This window comes from Solemya velesiana gill symbiont, from assembly GCF_002020805.1.
GTDB lineage: Bacteria > Pseudomonadota > Gammaproteobacteria > Chromatiales > Chromatiaceae > Sedimenticola_A.
On sequence record NZ_MPRJ01000002.1, the window covers coordinates 1 to 18,701 of the forward strand.

At 55.5% G+C, this 18,701-nt stretch carries 18 protein-coding genes, 4 tRNA genes and 1 pseudogene; 12 read left to right on the top strand and 11 right to left on the bottom strand.

The window, feature by feature from the left end; genetic code table 11:
* The 4 genes from BOW53_RS00430 to BOW53_RS00445 all read right to left on the bottom strand — a co-directional run.
* Positions 1–105 (bottom strand): GTP-binding protein (locus tag BOW53_RS00430; protein WP_078485623.1); only part of this gene is annotated, 105 nt, incomplete at its 3' end.
* Between the two features lie 83 nt (positions 106–188).
* A tRNA-Thr gene (locus BOW53_RS00435) sits at positions 189–264 on the bottom strand.
* Positions 265–304: 40 nt separating this feature from the next.
* A tRNA-Gly gene (locus BOW53_RS00440) sits at positions 305–378 on the bottom strand.
* A gap of 38 nt (positions 379–416) precedes the next feature.
* Positions 417–501, bottom strand: a tRNA-Tyr gene (locus BOW53_RS00445).
* A gap of 350 nt (positions 502–851) precedes the next feature.
* On the opposite strand from BOW53_RS00445, the gene BOW53_RS00450 reads away from it, so the two are divergent.
* The 4 genes from BOW53_RS00450 to BOW53_RS00465 all read left to right on the top strand — a co-directional run bounded on the left by BOW53_RS00450 (position 852) and on the right by BOW53_RS00465 (position 5,067).
* The gene (locus tag BOW53_RS00450; protein ID WP_078485565.1) at positions 852–2,054 is read left to right on the top strand and encodes an OmpP1/FadL family transporter; all 1,203 of its coding nucleotides are present in this window, start codon (positions 852–854) and stop codon (positions 2,052–2,054) included.
* A gap of 141 nt (positions 2,055–2,195) precedes the next feature.
* On the top strand, positions 2,196–3,119 hold the full coding sequence (locus BOW53_RS00455; RefSeq protein ID WP_078485566.1) for a cytochrome c: 924 nt from the start codon (positions 2,196–2,198) through the stop codon (positions 3,117–3,119).
* A gap of 203 nt (positions 3,120–3,322) precedes the next feature.
* Positions 3,323–4,003, top strand: coding sequence for a YceI family protein (locus tag BOW53_RS00460; RefSeq protein WP_172838710.1), 681 nt, complete (start codon positions 3,323–3,325; stop codon positions 4,001–4,003).
* Positions 4,004–4,296: 293 nt separating this feature from the next.
* Positions 4,297–5,067, top strand: coding sequence for a YceI family protein (locus BOW53_RS00465; protein ID WP_078485568.1), 771 nt, complete (start codon positions 4,297–4,299; stop codon positions 5,065–5,067).
* Here BOW53_RS00465 and pth read toward each other — a convergent pair.
* From pth to BOW53_RS00495, 6 genes are all read right to left on the bottom strand, one after another.
* Positions 5,002–5,595 (bottom strand): aminoacyl-tRNA hydrolase, encoded by a 594-nt coding sequence (gene pth, locus BOW53_RS00470; protein WP_078485569.1) that lies wholly within the window; start codon positions 5,593–5,595, stop codon positions 5,002–5,004. The genes BOW53_RS00465 and pth overlap by 66 nt on opposite strands.
* Positions 5,596–5,726: 131 nt before the next feature.
* Positions 5,727–6,365: a 50S ribosomal protein L25/general stress protein Ctc gene (locus tag BOW53_RS00475; protein WP_078485570.1), complete on the bottom strand. Its 639-nt coding sequence runs from the start codon at positions 6,363–6,365 to the stop codon at positions 5,727–5,729.
* A gap of 105 nt (positions 6,366–6,470) precedes the next feature.
* Positions 6,471–7,424: a ribose-phosphate diphosphokinase gene (locus BOW53_RS00480; RefSeq protein ID WP_078485571.1), complete on the bottom strand. Its 954-nt coding sequence runs from the start codon at positions 7,422–7,424 to the stop codon at positions 6,471–6,473.
* Between the two features lie 143 nt (positions 7,425–7,567).
* Positions 7,568–7,642: transfer RNA gene (locus BOW53_RS00485), tRNA-Gln, on the bottom strand.
* A 20-nt stretch (positions 7,643–7,662) separates the two neighbouring features.
* Positions 7,663–8,529, bottom strand: a complete 867-nt coding sequence (ispE, locus tag BOW53_RS00490) for a 4-(cytidine 5'-diphospho)-2-C-methyl-D-erythritol kinase (protein WP_135606932.1) — start codon at positions 8,527–8,529, stop codon at positions 7,663–7,665.
* 12 nt (positions 8,530–8,541) lie between these two features.
* The gene (locus tag BOW53_RS00495) at positions 8,542–10,284 is read right to left on the bottom strand and encodes a tetratricopeptide repeat protein (protein WP_172838712.1); all 1,743 of its coding nucleotides are present in this window, start codon (positions 10,282–10,284) and stop codon (positions 8,542–8,544) included.
* 271 nt (positions 10,285–10,555) lie between these two features.
* Here BOW53_RS00495 and hemA point away from each other — a divergent pair, with 271 nt between their 5' ends.
* The 8 genes and pseudogenes from hemA to BOW53_RS12965 all read left to right on the top strand — a co-directional run.
* A complete protein-coding gene (gene hemA, locus BOW53_RS00500) occupies positions 10,556–11,824 on the top strand; it encodes a glutamyl-tRNA reductase (protein WP_078485574.1) in 1,269 nt (422 codons plus the stop codon).
* Positions 11,821–12,906 (top strand): peptide chain release factor 1, encoded by a 1,086-nt coding sequence (prfA, locus tag BOW53_RS00505; RefSeq protein ID WP_078485575.1) that lies wholly within the window; start codon positions 11,821–11,823, stop codon positions 12,904–12,906. Before hemA ends, prfA begins: the two co-directional genes overlap by 4 nt.
* Positions 12,907–12,924: 18 nt before the next feature.
* Positions 12,925–13,782 (top strand): peptide chain release factor N(5)-glutamine methyltransferase, encoded by an 858-nt coding sequence (gene prmC, locus BOW53_RS00510; protein WP_078485576.1) that lies wholly within the window; start codon positions 12,925–12,927, stop codon positions 13,780–13,782.
* A 107-nt stretch (positions 13,783–13,889) separates the two neighbouring features.
* Complete coding sequence (locus BOW53_RS00515; protein ID WP_078485577.1) at positions 13,890–14,300, top strand: hypothetical protein; 411 nt, start codon at positions 13,890–13,892, stop codon at positions 14,298–14,300.
* A gap of 56 nt (positions 14,301–14,356) precedes the next feature.
* A complete protein-coding gene (locus BOW53_RS00520; protein WP_078485578.1) occupies positions 14,357–15,109 on the top strand; it encodes a HesA/MoeB/ThiF family protein in 753 nt (250 codons plus the stop codon).
* A complete protein-coding gene (locus BOW53_RS00525; protein ID WP_078485579.1) occupies positions 15,106–15,714 on the top strand; it encodes a class I SAM-dependent methyltransferase in 609 nt (202 codons plus the stop codon). The genes BOW53_RS00520 and BOW53_RS00525 overlap by 4 nt, the downstream gene beginning before the upstream one ends.
* Before the next feature lie 122 nt (positions 15,715–15,836).
* The gene (locus tag BOW53_RS00530) at positions 15,837–16,283 is read left to right on the top strand and encodes a response regulator (RefSeq protein ID WP_078485580.1); all 447 of its coding nucleotides are present in this window, start codon (positions 15,837–15,839) and stop codon (positions 16,281–16,283) included.
* Between the two features lie 518 nt (positions 16,284–16,801).
* Positions 16,802–17,209, top strand: a pseudogene (locus BOW53_RS12965) (GGDEF domain-containing protein); the annotation flags it as partial.
* 4 nt (positions 17,210–17,213) lie between these two features.
* Here BOW53_RS12965 and gatB read toward each other — a convergent pair.
* Positions 17,214–18,689 (bottom strand): Asp-tRNA(Asn)/Glu-tRNA(Gln) amidotransferase subunit GatB, encoded by a 1,476-nt coding sequence (gene gatB, locus BOW53_RS00540; RefSeq protein WP_078485582.1) that lies wholly within the window; start codon positions 18,687–18,689, stop codon positions 17,214–17,216.
* Positions 18,690–18,701 lie beyond the last annotated feature (12 nt).

Here is an 18,701-nt window from a genome sequence, read left to right on the forward strand (position 1 = left end):
GTGAGTGGTGATCGCAGCGGTCAGCGTGGTCTTACCGTGGTCAACGTGACCAATGGTGCCCACGTTAACGTGCGGCTTTGTACGCTCGAATTTTTCCTTGGACATCGAAATATCTCCGACTCTTAAAATTTATATACAAATGATAATAAAGACCAATTCGTGCGCCGATCCGCACGCCACCTAATATTTGGAGCCCATGAGCAGATTTGAACTGCTGACCTCACCCTTACCAAGGGTGTGCTCTACCAACTGAGCTACATGGGCAAAACTTCTTCAACACCTTTTAGATATACAATCTAAAAGTTGGAGCGGGTGATGGGAATCGAACCCACGTAGTCAGCTTGGAAGGCTGAAGTTCTACCATTGAACTACACCCGCGCAGGTCATGCGAACGCCCATCGCGTCGCGCCTTTAACTGGTGGAGGGGGGAGGATTCGAACCTCCGAAGGCGGAACCGTCAGATTTACAGTCTGATCCCTTTGGCCACTCGGGAACCCCTCCAGAAAGCCCGCTATTCTGCTTCAGTAAGAACAGGCTGTCAACAACTTTTCAGGTTAAATAAAACAACATTGAAATCATACGCATCCGGAAGTATTGTTGCTTAAATACCACGACCATAAAATGCAACAATCCTGGAGCCAGAACACCCCTGGATTCAGTCACAAATGCCCGGATATATTAGACATTTCATACATTTAACCCATCTTATATAGCGGAAAACCCTGATTGACACTGGATAACATATGTACAATTATTAGCGAAATAAAGAATTAACATTAACTAATCAATGCAACATAAAAACCACATGCCCGGGATTTAAGGGAATTAAGGCACCGGACGGAGGACTAAAGATGAATTTTAAAAAGCAGTTACTGGCAGTCGCCATCTCTATCCTCGCCGCATCCCCGGCCTGGGCAACCAACGGTTACTTCATGCACGGTGTTGGCCAGAAGGCCAAGGGCATGGGCGGTGCAGGTGTGGCATTCTCACAGGACGCCCTAGCAGGCGGAGTCAACCCAGCCGGCATGGTTCACCAGGGTAATCGCCTTGAAGTCGGCGCAGATCTCTTCCGCCCGACCCGCAGCTCTACCCACCCTTCATACCCTGGAGTGGACGTTGATGGAAACCAGAAGCAGAACTTCCTAATTCCCGAGATCGGCTATAACCGCATGCTCAACGACAACCTCTCCCTCGGCGTCTCCATCTTTGGTAATGGCGGTATGAATACCAGTTACGATCGCCCCATGTTTAGCTTGGTTGGCCGAAACTCTGGTATTGATATGGTGCAAGCCTATATCGTACCCACCCTCTCATGGAAAATGAACGAAGACCACAGCTTCGGCGTGGGCCTCAACCTAGTCTCCCAGAGCTTCTCAGCCAAGGGTATCGACCAATTTGCCGGCCTGTCCTCAAACCCTGGACTGATGACCGACAGAGGCAAAGACTGGGCCACTGGTTACGGACTGCGTCTGGGCTGGCAGGGCAAGATAAGCGACACCGTGACCCTGGGTGCCACTTACCAGTCCAAGACCCGCATGGAAGAATTTGAAGGCTATGCCGGCCTCTTCGCTGAGCAGGGTGACTTTGATATTCCAGAGAACTATGCCTTAGGTATCGCCGTCGCAGCCACGCCCGAACTGACTGTTGCATTCGACGTCATGCGCATCAACTATGGCGACGTACGATCTATCGCTAACCTTGAAACTGAAGGCGGTCCCCTTGGTGCAGATAATAGCGCCGGTTTTGGCTGGAAGAATCAGACCGTCTACAAGCTCGGTCTTGCCTACGACTACAGTGACGACCTCACACTCCGGGCCGGCATCAATCACGCCAAGAGTCCGATTCCTTCATCACAGACTCAATTTAACGTATTGGCACCTGCAACGGTTGAAAACCACCTGACCCTGGGTGCCACCTGGAAGATGGACAGCGGCATGGAAGTGTCTGCTCACTATATGCACGCCTTTGAAAAGGAAATCAGAGGCACTGCCGCACCTTTTGATATCAAGATGCACCAGGATTCCTTCGGCGTATCCGTCGCCTGGGAGATGTAATCAACACCTGGCAAAACCAAAAAGCCCCGCACATGCGGGGCTTTTTTATTGCCTCCAGATAACCGGTTCAATGAAATTTGCCTTCAACAGGCAGGTAGCTCAATACTACTCACAACGGTTTTCGAAATTGCAGGGTTAGACATGGCAGTAAACTGGGGAAAGATTGGCGTATTTTTCGGCTTCGCAGCGCTCAGCCTGGCAATCCAGGCAGATCAAAAAGCTGACCAGGTCCAGAATGGCGCATACATCGCCAAGATCGCCGGCTGTGTCACCTGCCATACAGACTCCGAGAATAACGGACAACCGCTTTCCGGTGACAGGGAACTGAAAAGCCGCTTCGGCACCTTCTACTCCCCCAATATCACGCCTGATCCCGAAACAGGCATCGGCAACTGGAGTAACGAAGATTTCCTACGCGCCCTGCAGCACGGTATTTCACCCAAGAACGAACACTACTATCCCGCCTTTCCCTACACCTCGTTCACACGAATGAACCGGGAAGACATGCTCTCCATCAAGGCTTACCTGGACTCTCTCCCCCCGGTAAAGAAGGGACAGCGCCAACATATCCTCAGTTGGCCGGCCAGAAACCGCGATCTGCTCGGTTTCTGGAAAAGGAACAGTTTCCAGCCCGGCACAATGAGGGAGAACCCGATGATGTCACCGGAGTGGAACCGTGGGGCCTACCTGGTAGAGGCAGTACTTCACTGCGGGGAGTGCCACACCCCGCGTTATTCAGCCGGCGACCCCATGAGACACCGGCATCTTGCAGGCACTTACCATGGCGCAAAGAATGAACACGTGCCCAATATCAGCAGCCACAGGCGTGATGGCATCGGATCCTGGACAAAATCACAAGTAATCGCCTTCCTGGCGAGCGGCATGACTCCCAAGATGCAACCCATAACAGGCTCAATGGCCGAAGTCGTGAGGGACAGCACCAGCAAACTCACTGCTGAGGACATGGTTGCAATTGCCGAATACCTCGCCACAGTGCCCGCCATACCCAGCTTTGAACGACTCCAACACCCCCGGGGACTCTGGTGGCAAGAACCCTCGAATTAATCAAGAACTCGCAAAATATTAGCTTGGAAATCAATAGGGTAGGATAAGGAACACATCCAAACCCATTCCCCCTGCCCCATTCAGGAATATCAGTACTACCAATAAGTCGATTAGTACGATTGACAAGCATTAGGGAAAGTACTATCTTACGCGATAACAGCTTATTTGCATTTTCTAATGTATTGACATACATGAGAAGTACCATGAATATCTGGAAGTCGTTTTCGAAAGGAATCTTTTTCGCGGTAATTTTGCTGGGTTTCTCTACCCTTGGAGCGGAAAACCGCCCACAGCTCTGCGCCCCCTTCAAGCAGAGCAATGCAGTTGACCCGCATCTTGTCTCCCTGATGCTCGAGGCGGCAGAAGATGGAGAACTCTACCTGCTCCAGCCCTCCAACTTCGGCTTTGGCGTTCAGACCGTGACCGGACGAGTCGAAGTTGAATTTACCGATTTTCAGGGTGGCATCTCTCTCAATGAAAATGAGAAAAGCGGCCAGGGCCCTGCCCTCGTGCGCATCGAAACCGGCAGCCTGAAAACCAGCGGTTTCCTGGTCAGGCAGATGCTCAAGGGTGATGATTTCTTCGATGTGGATAATTACCCGGAAGTCTTTTTCGTAAGCAAGCATCTCCACTGGGAGAGCCCATCCAAGGGCATTCTTGAAGGTGAACTGACCCTGCGCGGCGTCACCCGGCCTGTCGCCTTTCATGTCGATTTAGCCAAAGCCGATACAATGGAAATCGATACTGCAGACCAGATCCGGATGAAGGCCACTACGACTATCCAGCGCTCAGACTTCGGCATGGATGCGTTTCCCAACCTGGCCGAGGATAAGGTTGATCTCTCTATCCAGATGGTTGCGGCACGCTATGCCAACCATATCTAAGGGCAGATAAGCCACGCAACCAGGGAGCAAGCCCCCCATTCGAAGAATAAAACCCCGCAGCCTGATTAATGGCTCCCGGGGTCTTTATTCTTCAAGAATTCATTATTAATCTACACGATAGATAGTACTTTAAAGCGCATAATCGTGCCCTATCAATAAAATCGCAGATTGTCAAATATTTCCATTAGAATTTTGTGGTTTTAAAAACTACTGATTTAAAGAGGGGTGTCACCACTCTTTTTTACTTGCAGATATTCGGTAGGTACCCCTAATCAACATGGAAGAGAGTAGCTATGGACATGCAGAAGCAGTTAATGAATGCATTCGTGCTTTTTGTAGCGCTCCTGGGGACAACTGGGGGGTCGTTTGCAGAATCTTCAAGACCCTGCGCGCCATTCATAGAGAACAGCCTTATCGATCAAACCCTCGTATCAACGATGCTTGGCGCTGCAGAGAGCGGGCACCTCTACCGGCTTCAGCCAACTTTCTCCAGTTTCGGATTTGTCATCGATAGCATCATCGGGCCTATCGAGGCAGAATTCACCTCCTTCCAGGGCGGCATTTCACTTCAACCCTCCATCGACACCGGAGACGGCCCCGCTCTCGTACGAATAGAGGCTGAAAGTCTCCATACCAGGGGATTTTTTGTCAGGGGTCTGCTGAAGAGCAGCACCTTCTTTGATGTGAAAAATTGTCCGGATGTGTACTTTGCCAGCAAAAGCCTGCAGCGAATCAACCCAGATGAAGGCCTATTGGCGGGGGATCTGACCCTTCGCGGTATAACAAGACCTGTAGTATTCAACGTGGATCTTGGGGCCTTTCATGACCAGCACATTGAAAGTGATGGATCGATCAGGATGAAGGCTGTCACAAGCATCCAGCGCTCGGATTTTGGAATGGATGCCTTTCCAAGCCTGGCGGAAGACAGGGTGGATCTTTCAGTTGAGCTTGTTGCAGAACGCTACTGTAACGAACCAACTCAACCAGAGGAGCCGGCACTACCTCACCGCGTGCAACAGGTTCATCACCCGCTGAACCTCTCCGGCAACGATTTTTGGCAGTAACGCTTCGGCCCTGGCAATCTCCTGCTCGATCGCATCGGCATCGTCCCTCGACGGGCGACCGAGCACATAGTCCACCACCTGCCTGGAATTTCCGGGATGATCGATACCGATACGTAACCGCCAGAAGTCCTTGCCCCCCAGGGTACTGACGATATCCCTCAAACCGTTATGCCCACCGTGGCCACCACCCTTCTTGAGACGGATCGCACCAGCCGGAATATCAAGCTCATCATGGGCAACCAGGATCTCCTCCATGGGGATCTTGAAGTACTTGGACAGCGCAGAGACGGCCTGGCCGCTTCGATTCATGAAGGTAGACGGCTTCAGTAACCAGCACTCTTGACCATCGATACGCACCCGACAGGTCTGCCCGTGAAACTTGCTTTCACTTTTAAACATGCCCCCGTGACGCCGTGCCACCAGGCCCACGAACCAGAAGCCGGCATTGTGGCGTGTGTCTTCGTACTGAGCGCCGGGATTTCCCAGCCCAACGATCATGCGAATTGGTGTTGAGTCCTTAGCACTCATAAAGATTCCAAATATTCATCAACTTATGCGCAAACTATCAAAAGCCGAACGCAGAGTACATGGAGAAACAAGCATAAAAAAACCGGGGACCGGGTAATAACACCCGATCCCCGGTTTTTATTCGGCAAGAATTACTCTTCGCCTTCAGCCTCGCCTTCTGCTGCGCCCATTTCCTCTTCTTCCTCGACGGCGTGTGCACCGTGAACGGAAACGACAGGCAGATCATGCTCGGGTGCTCCACTTGCCAGTGCAGGCAGCTCGACACCTTCGGGCAGGGCAACGCCGGACATCAGGATGATGTCGCCAATCTCCATGCCGTCCATATCCACCTCGATGAACTCGGGCAGATCCTTGGGCAGACAGCTCACCTCCAGGTCGGTGATGTGGTGGGAAACCGCACCACCCATCTTCACACCAGGGGCTGTGTCTTCGTTGATGAAGTGGACCGGAACGTGGGTCTTGATCTTCTCATCGGCACTGACACGCAGAAAATCCACGTGGGTAACGAAAGGCTTGGCGGGATGGCGCTGCAGGTCCTTCAGGATCACCTGCTGCTCCTTGCCGTCCAGCTTCAGGCTCAGGATATGAGAGTAGAAGACCTCGTGCTCCAGGTGCTGGATCAGCTCGTTATGGCCTACCGAGATCATTTCAGGGTCCTGGTGGGCACCATATAGGATACCTGGAACCTGGCCGGTACGACGCAGACGGCGGCTCGCACCCTTCCCTGCATCACTACGCGGCTGCGCTTCAATTTCAAAAAGGTCACTCATGATTTTCTCCAAATCATTACTGTTGAAAAAATCGCCAGCACGCCGCGACCAGTGTGCTGGCAATGGTTAAGCCCAAATCACCTGATTCAGGCTGGAATTCACTTATCAGTCCAGAAAAAGCGAACTGACCGATTCGTCGTTGGCGATCCGACGCATGGTCTCGGCCAACAACTCCGCGATACTTACCTGGCGGATCTTCCCGCAATCACGGGCTGCCCCATTCAGCGCAATACTGTTGGAGACCACCAACTCATCGAGCTTCGACTCGGTGATATTGCTCACTGCCGGCCCTGAAAGCACAGGGTGAGTACAGTAAGCCACCACCCGCTCAGCGCCATGATCCTTCAGTGCCGCCGCGGCCTTGCAGAGGGTACCGGCAGTGTCGACCAGGTCATCGACCAACACGCAAGTGCGCCCTTCGACATCACCGATGATGTTCATCACCTGGGCCACGTTGGCCGCGGGACGACGCTTGTCGATGATGGCAAGGCCTGCGTCATCCAACTGCTTCGCCAATGCCCTGGCCCGAACCACGCCGCCGACATCCGGGGATACGACGATCAGGTCGTTGTACTCCTGCCGCCACACATCTGCCAGCAGGGTGGGCAAGGCGTAAATATTGTCCACCGGAATATCGAAAAAGCCCTGGATCTGATCTGCATGCAGATCCACGGTGACTACCCGGTCCGCGCCTGCTGCCGCTATCTGCTTGGCAACCAGCCGCGCCGTGATCGGCACCCTTGCCGAGCGAGGACGGCGATCCTGGCGAGCATAACCAAAATAGGGCATCACGGCAGTGATACGCCCGGCCGATGCCCAACGCAGTGCGTCGATCAGCACCAGCAATTCCATCAAGTGGTCGTTTGTTGGCTGGGTGGTGGACTGCACGATGTACACATCGCGCCCACGCACACTCTCCTGCACTTCGGCCATCACCTCGCCGTCACTGAACTGCCCCACGATCGCCTTACCCAGGCGAATGTTCAAACGCCCGGTGATCTCGGAAACGAGTTCGGGATTGGCGTTACCCGAAAAAACCATCATTCCGCTGGCTGGCACCGTTAAGCCCTCTCTTCGCTCAACATTGATTGGAGCAGGGACTGAGGGGAGCTGTAATTATGCCCACTCATTCCATGCGAAAATCGTATCGCCGGAGCGCCGGGGATGAGTTGATCATCCAGCGCTGACATCACAGCAAAATATGGCTGGGGCGGCAGGATTCGAACCTACGAATGCTGGGATCAAAACCCAGTGCCTTACCGCTTGGCGACGCCCCAATAAACCTTCACAGCCCAGGCTATTGCTCTACCATCTTCAGCAGGGGTGAGTGATTTACCCCCCTTGCCACAAATGCCTGGTAGCGCCCGGCAGCCGCCTCTTTCACCCGCAAAGCATCCGCTTCTGAAGCAAAGACCGCGAACACGCAGGCGCCAGTGCCGGTTAGTCTCGGTTGCGCAAGCCAATCCATCGCCTCGGCCACTTCCGGGAAACGGCGGCAAACGACTGGAATACAATCATTTTCCACCCTGCCAGCGAGGAAGTCGCGTATTGTGATGCGGGGAGAGTCCCGTGTCAAATCAGGATCGCCGAAAATATCAGCCGTGGGCACCTCGCAACCAGGCACCAAAACCAGAAACCAGGGCTCCGGGAGTTCCACGGGCGTCAGGTGCTCACCTACACCCTCTCCCCAGGCTGAGACCCCCCGTACGAAAACCGGAACATCAGCCCCCAGCGTCAAGCCGAGTTCCGCCAGGTGCTCGGTGGACAGACCTGCACGCCATATCTTATTTAATACAACCAGGGTCGTAGCCGCATCTGAACTCCCACCTCCCAGGCCACCCCCCATGGGCAGGCGCTTGTCCAGTTCGATATCAGCGCCAAGGGTGATTCCCGCCTCTTCCTGAAGCAGACGCGCAGCCCGCACCACCAGGTCCCGGGCTTCTGGCACGCCAGCCAACTCGACGAGGCGCCGAACCTGGCCATCATCGCGCAGCCGAAAACGAAGCCGGTCGCCGAAATCGAGAAATTGGAAAACGGTTTGAAGCAGGTGATAGCCATCCTGGCGACGCCCGACGACCCGCAACAACAGGTTGAGTTTTGCTGGAGCAGGCCACCAGGTATCACCGATCGGCCCCATGCCTGTAGACAGTGGCGCTTGAGTCATGACATTCGAATATTACTTGGTAAGCCGCTGCATGGTCTCGAGAATGTGCTTGCTCTCGGGCTCCTCTTTCAGTGCTTTCTTCCACACTGCTCTCGCCTCAGCCTGCTCTCCCATGACCCAGAGCACCTCACCCAGGTGGGCTGCAAACTCCGAATCCGGAAGCATGCTCATCGCCTTTTTCAGATAACCAAGGGCCTTCTCCAGATTGCCCAGGCGATACTGGATCCAACCCATGCTATCAATAATTGCCGGCGCCTCGGGTTTCAGCTCCAATGCCCTGGTAATGAGCTCCAATGCCTCATCGAAACGTGTCGTCTGATCCGCCAGCGTGTAACCCAGGGCATTGAGAGCATTGGCATTTTCGGGATTGGCAGCAAGTACTTTGCGAAGATCGCGTTCGAGAATATCGATTCTGTCGAGAGTCCCCGCATAGAGCGCGCGGGAGTAGAGAATATCCTGGTCATCAGAGTGTGCCCGCAAGGCTTCATCGTACAGAGACATGACCTGGGCCGATGAACCGTGTTCGCGAACAACTTCAACCTCTTCCAGGTACAGGCGGACAGATTGATTCGGTATGCGGATACGCATATTTTTCAGCCAGTCCCTGGCCTCCACCAGCCGACCATCGCCGGCCATGAGCTTTGCAATTCGCACCTGTGCGTAATAAGACACATCGCCCTTCTGGACCTTGCGATACCACTCAATCGCCTTTTCCGCTCTCCCCTGACTCTCATCAATACGACCAAGGTAGTAGGCCGCCTCATCCATTCTCAGCTCCAGCTTGCGGAGCTGCTGGAAATGCCTCCGCGCTTCCCTGAAGCGCTCCATATCCAGCGCCAGCACGCCGAGGGGGAACAGCACATCTCCATCGTCCGGGGTTTGCCTGCTGATCTGCTGAAACTGCTGATAAGACAGCTCTTTTTCCCCAAACTCCAGGAGTATCCGGCCGTAAGCCGAACGCAGAAGCTTCTCCTCCGGGTACTGCTCTACGGCCCGCGCCAGCAGGTCGCGGGCTGCATCGTTGCCGTTTAGTGCAACGTGGATACGGCTCAATAGCACATAGCCTTTGACCCACCCGGGGTGTCGCTCGATTAGCTGAGAAGCTCTCTCCTGCGCCAAATCATACGATTTACCCATCAGGGCCGAGAGTGACACCACGTACAGTCCCATGGGTTCATCCGGATAGTCGGCAGCAAGGCGCTCCAGCAGCCCAACGGCACCCTTGTGGTTTTTCTCCCGACTCACCGCCGCCATTGCGTAGAGAAAACCGCCCTGCCCCTTGGCAACACTGATCGCAACAACCGCCTTCAACTGACTGTAAGCCTGTTCCAGCTCACCACTGCGCAGGGCCAGTGCGGCGCCCAGCTGGCGTGCCGACAAATCGTTGGGCGCCAATTCGACCCACCGGCCAACAGCCTCCAGAGCCAAATCGTCGCGTTTGAGGAAAATTGCAAGGCGTGCTGCCCGCTCCGCAGCCTTTGCATCACCCGACAGGGCTGCCGCCTTCAGGAGATGCTCATATGCCAGGCTCAACTCGTGGCGTTGTGCGGCTACCTCACCAGCCAGGGCATTGAAGACAATCTCTGAATCCAGTTGATCTACGGGCGTCGGCGGCTGATCAAAGGGTTGAACAACAGTATCCGCCCCCTCTCCCTCCTGGGCACCCTCAACCGTCACATCTTTTTCAGGCACAGCTGCACAACCAACCAGCAGCAGCAGAAACAATACAGTAGCTTTCGACAAAACCAGCTTCATTACTCCCTTTCCCACCGGTAATCCCGGCAATGCACACGCTCCGGGGGGAGCGCATGCCATCAAATGGCTTTACATTGGAGCTGAGAATCAAGTATCACCCAGACGACCCATAGGCAGGATAGTAGCCTGTTAAACCCATCAAAAGCCACCAAACAGATCATTCAGCCTGTACAAAATCTACAAGCACCAGCACCTCTTCTGAACACATAACTTGAATTTAAGCAATTGATAATACAAAATTTCGGGTTCAAGACATCCTAAAACAAAACATATGGCACTCCTGACGCTCGGCCTTAACCATAAAACTGCCCCTCTCGATATACGGGAACGAATCACCTTCGGCCCCGATATCATCGTGGCTGCCCTGCGCAGCCTCTCCGAGCGGCCGGGCGTCGATGAGGCGACAATTCTTTCCACCTGCAACCGCACAGAGATCTACTGCGCACTCAACCAAGGTGGGCGCCAGGAGATCTGCCAGTGGCTCAGTGACTTCCACGGCGTGGAGCCTGAAACAGTCTCGCCCTATCTCTACGACCACGAGAACAGGGAGAGCGTTCGCCACCTGCTGAGAGTGGCCAGCGGACTCGACTCCATGGTCCTGGGCGAGCCCCAGATTCTTGGCCAGGTGAAGTCCGCCTTTCAGACCGCATGCGATGCGACCACCACGGGAAAACTCCTGGGCCGGCTGTTTCAGCACACTTTTTCCGTGGCCAAGCAGGTACGCACGGACACCGCCATCGGGCACAGCCCGGTTTCGGTAGCCTTTGCAGCGGTAAGCCTTGCAAGACAGATATTCAGCGACCTGACCAATCAGACTGCACTGCTCATCGGTGCCGGCGAAACCATTGAACTGGCCGCCCGACACCTGCACCAGCACGGCATTGGCCGCATCATCGTCGCCAACCGTACACTGGAGCGCGCCCACACCCTGGCCAACCAGTTCGACGGCTACGCCATCGCACTGACCGAAATACCCTCCCATCTCGCAGAGGCCGATATCGTCATCTCCTCCACCGCCAGCCCCCTGCCGGTACTGGGCAAGGGCACCGTGGAGAGCGCCCTGAAAAAACGCAAACACCAGCCGATGTTCATGGTGGACATTGCGGTACCCAGGGATATCGAAAGCGAAGTCGGCAACCTGAATGACGCCTACCTCTATACCGTAGACGACCTGCAGGAGGTCATCGATGAAAACCTCCGCTCTCGCCTGGAGGCCGCGGAGCAGGCCCAGGAGATCATTGACTTCCACACCGAAGAGTTCATGGGCTGGCTTCGCTCCCTTGATGCAGTCGGCATGATCCAGGACTACCGTCGCCAGGCCGAATGCATGCGTGACGAGGCCCTCGACAGGGCAATGAAGCAGCTGACAAACGGCAAATCACCTGAAGAGGCCCTGCAGTTCCTGGCCCACACCATCACAAACAAACTGCTGCACACCCCAAGCACCCAGATCAGGCAGGCTGGCTTCGACGGTCATATCGAACTGCTGGAAGCGGCCAACACCCTGTTCCAAATCAAAGATGGCGACAGCAGTAAATGAAGGATTCCATCCGCAGTAAACTGGACCACATTTCAGAACGCTTCGAAGAGATTACCGCCCTGCTGGCAGACCCCGATGTTCAGGGGAATCAAAATCAATTCCGCAGTCTGAGCCAGGAGCATTCACAGCTCGAGCCGGTGGTGGGGTGCTATAACCGCTACCTCGGAATCGAGGATGATATAGAAAGCGCCAACGAGATGCTCACCGACCCGGAGATGGCCGACCTGGCGAAAGAAGAGCTGAGAGAGGCAGAAAACCAGAAGGATGAACTGGAGCCCCAACTGCAGTTGCTGCTGATCCCCGCCGACCCCAACGATGAGCGCAACATCTTCCTGGAGGTCCGCGCAGGCACCGGCGGTGCCGAAGCGGCACTGTTTGCGGGCGATCTTCATCGCATGTACCTGCGCTATGCCGAAACCCAGGGCTGGCAGACCGAGACAATCAGCGAGAGCGCCGGCGAACAGGGAGGCTACAAGGAGGTGGTCAGCCGCATCACCGGCCGTAACGTCTATTCGCGGCTCAAGTTCGAATCCGGCACCCACCGGGTGCAGCGGGTCCCGGAGACCGAGTCCCAGGGACGCATTCACACCTCTGCCTGCACCGTTGCCATCATGCCGGAGGCTGACGAGGTCGACGAGGTCGATATCGACAACAACGACCTGCGCATCGACACCTACCGCGCTTCCGGCGCCGGCGGCCAGCACGTAAACAAGACCGACTCGGCTGTGCGCATTACCCACATGCCAACGGGTATTGTTGTGGAGTGTCAGGACGAACGCTCCCAGCACAAAAACAAGGCCCGTGCGCTTTCTCTGCTTCAGGCAAAACTGCTCGCAAGTATCCAGGAGAAACAGAGCAGTGAACAGGCCGCCGCGCGCAAACTGCAGGTAGGCAGCGGCGACCGGTCCGAGCGGATTCGCACATACAACTTTCCCCAGAACCGTGTTACGGACCACAGGATCAATCTCACGCTATACAAGCTGGATGAGATCATGACCGGCGCGGTGGATCAGGTCATCGACCCCCTGACCCATGAATACCAGGCGGAACTCCTCGCTTCCCTGTCTGAAGAGAACGGCTGAGCCCCAAGCCAAAGCACCATGACGGCATCTCAGTCCACCCTTGCAGAGGCCCTCAACCAGGCCATCGGGCAACTCGCCAAGCGCACGGACTGCGAACCCAGAATCGAGGCCGAGGTTTTGCTCTGCTTTGCCCTTGGCAAACCACGATCCCACCTCGCGGCATGGCCGGATAAAATCCTCACCCGGGAACAACAACAGCGGTTTGCCGAACTGTTGTCACGTCGACTCGAGGGTGAGCCCGTGGCCTACATAACCGGACAACGGGAATTCTGGTCACTGAATCTCGATGTCACCCCTGCCACCCTGATTCCCCGGCCCGAGACCGAACTATTGGTGGAGCGCGCGCTTGAACTGATCCCCCTGGATACCACCTGGACCATCGCCGACCTCGGGACCGGCAGTGGCGCCATCGCCCTGGCCCTGGCCAGCGAACGCCCAAACAGCCGAATACTTGCAGTCGAGCAATCGCCCCAGGCCCTTGAGGTTGCAACACGCAACACCAAGAACTGCGGGATAGTGAATGTAGAGTTTCTCGCCGGCTCCTGGTGTGATGCATTTCCTCCCGGGACGCGGCTGGATCTCATTCTGAGCAATCCCCCCTATGTCGCGGAAGGCGACCCTCATCTCGAGCGCGGGGATCTTCCCTGGGAACCCAGCACGGCCCTCACATCCGGAACAGACGGCCTGAACGATATTCGCCTGATCGCTGCCCAGGCCCACAGTCACCTGAAAACCGGAGGTGGACTACTCCTAGAGCACGGACTGGACCAGGGCGAAAGCGTGCGCAACATACTGAAGGAAAACGGGTTTCACAAGACACAGACACTGCAGGACCTGGAGCGGCGCGAACGTGTGACCGAAGGATTCAGGGCCTGATAACGCTGACAACCCAGCTCCTTTTGGTTATGCTCTAATCCACGGAGAGGGATAAAGCTGCACCCTCTCTCATGCCTCTCAACACGGCAAGCGATTAGGACCCAACCATGGATAACCAGGCGTCTGACTCCATAAAGCAGCGCGAAATAGTGTTCGTCGAGATGCACCCTGATCCAAATCAGGCGCAGACTGCTGCCGAACACCTGTCGCAGATCGACGGCATCCTGGACGCACATGCGGAGTCGCCAACCCAACTGCGAATCCGCTATCACGTCCTCGAGATTACCCTCGAGCAGATCGAGAGCGCCTTGACTGAAGCCGGATTTCACATCAGCAGCCGACTCATCCACAAGCTGCGCCGCGCGCTTTTCTACTACACAGAAGAGATCCAACGCGCCAACAACGGTTGTCCCCAAGGCGAATCCAAATGCACCCGCCAGATATTCATTAACCGATATCAGCAGATCAACCACAGCTGCCGCGACGGCCGACCGGGCCACTGGCGCAAATACCAATAAACCCGTTCCGGTGTTAGGATTGGCACCCTCATTAACCGGCTCACATCCTTCACCCGATGAACGACGACCAACTGCTGCGCTACAGCCGACAAATCATGCTGCCCTCCATTGGCATCGAGGGACAGGAGAAACTGCTCAATGCCCGTGTTCTGATCATTGGCATGGGCGGCCTCGGTTCACCGGTTGCCATGTACCTTGCAGCGGCAGGCATCGGCCACCTTACCCTTGTGGACTTCGACAAGGTCGACCTCAGCAACCTTCAGCGCCAGATCACCCATTTCACAGGGGACATCGGCACACCCAAGGTGGAGTCCGCCAAACAGACCCTTGAGCAGATCAACCCGGAGTGTGACATCGAAACCATCAACCGGGCACTCATGGACAACGACCTTGCCGAACAGGCCGCCAAAGCCGACCTGGTTCTCGACTGCTGCGACAATTTCGCTACCCGGTTTGCCATCAATGAAGCCTGTGTCGCCACTTCAACCCCCCTGGTCTCGGGTGCAGCGATACGCCTGGAGGGCCACATATCGGTCTTCGTTCCCGGCCCCAATGAACCCTGCTACCGCTGCCTCTATGGCGGCGAAGGCGAGATCGAAGAGACCTGTTCGGAAAATGGCGTGCTCGCCTCCGTGGTCGGCATCATCGGCAGCATCCAGGCAACCGAGGCAATCAAGGTGCTCACCGGCGCAGGCACCCCTCTCAATGGCAAGCTGATGATACTGGACGCACTGGAGATGCAGTGGCGTACACTGAAACTGAAAGCGGACCTGCAATGTCCGGTCTGCAGCGGCAGAGAACAACCATGAATCAAAAGAGACTCGACGCAGACACGACTGCCTACCTGGACAAGCTGCGCCAGGATATAGTGTTCACCGAGACGGTCTGCAACCAGCAGCTGACCTACCACACCACATGGGGACTGTTTTCACCAAAGAATGTCGACGAGGGCAGCCGTTTGTTGCTGGATCACCTGGAGATCAACGAAACCGACGACACCCTGGACCTCGGATGTGGCTACGGCCCCCTGGGCCTGACCATGGCACGCCTTGCCCCAAAAGGTACCAGCGTACTGGTGGACAAGGATTTCATGGCTGTGGAGTACAGCAAGAAAAACGCCCGGCTCAACAATATCGACAATGCAGAGGTATTTCTGAGCAACGGATTCGACCAGGTAGGTGATCGCCAATTCGACCTGATCGTCTCCAATCTTCCTGCAAAAACCGGGAAGGAGCTCTACTACCTCTATTTTTACGATGCACTGGTTCGCATGAAACCTGGGGCACGATTTTATGTTGTCACCATCTCCGGCCTGAGAAAATTCGTTCAGAAGGCTTTCATGGAAGTCTTCGGCAACTATAAAAAAATAAAGCAGGGGAAGACCTATACTGTTGCGATGGGCCGTGTGGAGTAAGCCTGGGCCGAATCAAACCACCGTGAAATTGACCAACACTTCAACTTGAACCCCGGAAATTACGCCCTATAATTTGGGATTCTTTTGACTAGAAAAGGCAGTTTGCCAGAGCACCCTGGTATATGAGCAATAATAAAATCCTTGTCGCCGATGACGATGAACTGATCCTCTCCATCATCTCCAGGGGTCTCGAGAGCTCGGGTTACGAGATCATCTCGGCAACCGACGGTAAGCAGGCTGTAGAACTGGGCATCAAAACGGTGCCCGATCTTGCTGTGCTCGACATACGCATGCCCGGCATGGACGGACTGGAAGTGGCAAGAGAGCTTCGAAAACGTGCGGACATCGACTCCATATTTCTAACCGCCTACTCCGACAAGGAACTGGTCGAAACCGCGATCAAGGAAGGCGCACTTGGCTACCTGGTCAAGCCGATTGACACCCACCAGTTGGTCCCCTCAATCGAAGCGGGACTTGAACGATCGGCGGAATTGCGCCGGCTGCACAAGAAAGCGCACGCTCACACTTCCAGTAGACCCTCTTTTTCTCTACCATACGTTGCATACTAAAAATGTAAAACGTATGGAGACCCTCGATCTTGAACTCGGCCAACGAAAACTAGGCGCTTCAGGAGAATGCTGAAAGACTCAGGCTGGTCCTGCCATACATGTCTCAGCACAAGATTCCGGTTACCCCTGAAAACTATGCCGTCTGGTACCACTATGTCGCGGGCGACAATCATCTGCTGAGTGACAAAATCGACTCACTGCTGAAACAGGAAACCGAATTTACCGATAGCCTCAACGGATCTCTCTACAAGGACTATGTAGCAGAAGGCAACCGTGAGCGGCTCGAGCAGGTGAGTCGTCAGTTGCAGGAGATTCTGAAAGAGACCTCCGGCTCTCTCACCTCGACAGAGAGCCAAGCTGCGAGCTACGGCAAGGCACTGACCCAACTCAACGAATCAATAGAGCGGGATCAGAGTGCAGATCCGATGACCCTGCTCAGGCAGATGCTGGAAGAGACCAACTCGATGCGCCAGTCGGTTGAGCAGATGCGAGAGGATTTCGAATCCAAGACTTCCGAAATGGATCTGCTGAAACAGGAGCTCGAACAGGTTCGCAAACAGGCCATCACCGATCCACTGACCGGTCTCGCCAACCGCACCGCCTTCTTCGACTCACTGGATGCGGCAATCACTACCACCTACGACAACCCGACGCCGATCTGCCTGATCATGCTGGACATCGACCATTTCAAAAGAGTCAACGACACCCACGGCCACATTATTGGCGACAAGGTGATCCGTTTCGTAGCGGACACACTGCACAAAAGCATCAAGGGACAGGACACGGCAGCCCGCTACGGTGGCGAGGAGTTCGCCGTAATACTGCCGGAAACCTCCCACGAAGGCGCAGAAAAACTTGCCAATCACATCCACGAAATCATTGCCGACACCAACCTGGTGAAAACCGGCAGCCGCGAATCCCTGGGGCAGATCACCATCTCTGGTGGCGTCGCCCTCTACCGCGAAGGTGAAGAATCCTGCGAAGCAACTTGTTCACCTGTTGGGGATTCGCCTTACCCTGGGAGGCCTTCATCACCTGGCCCACGAAGAAGCCGAGCATCTTGCCGCGCTTCTTCTCCTCTGCGGAGCGGTAGTTCTCCACCTGGTCGGGATTGGCGGCAATCACGTCGTCGACGATCTTCTCGATGGCACCGGAGTCGGTGATCTGCTTCAGCCCCTTGGCCTCGATCACCTCGTCGGCACTGCCCTCACCGGCCCACATCGCCTCGAACACCTGCTTGGCGATCTTGCCGGAGATGGCGTTGTCTGCGATACGTTGCAGCATGCCGCCCAACTGCTCAGCGGAAACCGGGGACTGGGTAATATCCAGCCCCTCCTTGTTCAGTGCGCCGGAGAGTTCGCCCATGACCCAGTTGGCGGCCACCTTGGCGTCACCGCCAACCTTTGCTGCCGCTTCGAAATAGTCGGCCAGGGCGCGACTGCTGGTCAACACTTCGCTGTCATAGGCACTGAGGCCATATTCACTACTGAAACGGTGGCGCTTGGCATCCGGCAACTCGGGCATATCCGAGGCTACTGACTCGATGAACTGGTCATCCAACTCCACCGGCAGCAGGTCGGGATCAGGGAAATAGCGATAGTCGTTGGCCTCCTCCTTGGAGCGCATGGAGCGGGTTTCATCCTTGTTGGCGTCGTAGAGGCGGGTCTCCTGGACCACTTCGCCTCCAGACTCCACCACGTCGATCTGGCGCTCCACCTCGAAATTAATGGCGCGCTCAAGAAAACGGAAAGAGTTGATGTTCTTCAGCTCCGCACGGGTGCCGAACGCCTCCTGGCCCATGGGACGAACGGAAACGTTGGCGTCCACCCGGAACGAACCCTCCTGCATGTTGCCGTCGCAGATACCCAGGTACTGAACCACCTGGTGAATCTTGCGGGCATAGGCCACTGCCTCCTTGGCCGAACGCATATCAGGCTCGGAGACGATCTCCAGCAACGGGGTACCCGCCCTGTTCAGATCGATACCGGTCATGCCGTGAAAATCCTCATGCAGTGATTTTCCGGCGTCCTCTTCCAGGTGAGCACGGGTTACACCAACGGTTTTGGTCTCATCGTCCTCCAGCACGATCTCCACGTGGCCCTTGCCGACGATGGGCAGTTCGAACTGACTGATCTGGTAACCCTTGGGCAGGTCTGGGTAGAAGTAGTTCTTTCGTGCAAAGACAGAGCGGCGGCCCAGTTCTGCATCGATGGCAGCACCGAACTTGACCGCCATTTTCACCACGTTGCGGTTGAGCACCGGCAATACACCGGGAAGTCCCAGGTCGACGTTGCAGGCCTGGGTGTTTGGCTCCGCGCCAAATGCCGTGGAGGCGCCGGAGAAAATCTTGGATTTGGTAGCCAGCTGGGCATGAATCTCAAGCCCGATGACGGTTTCCCATTGCATGTTAAACCTCGG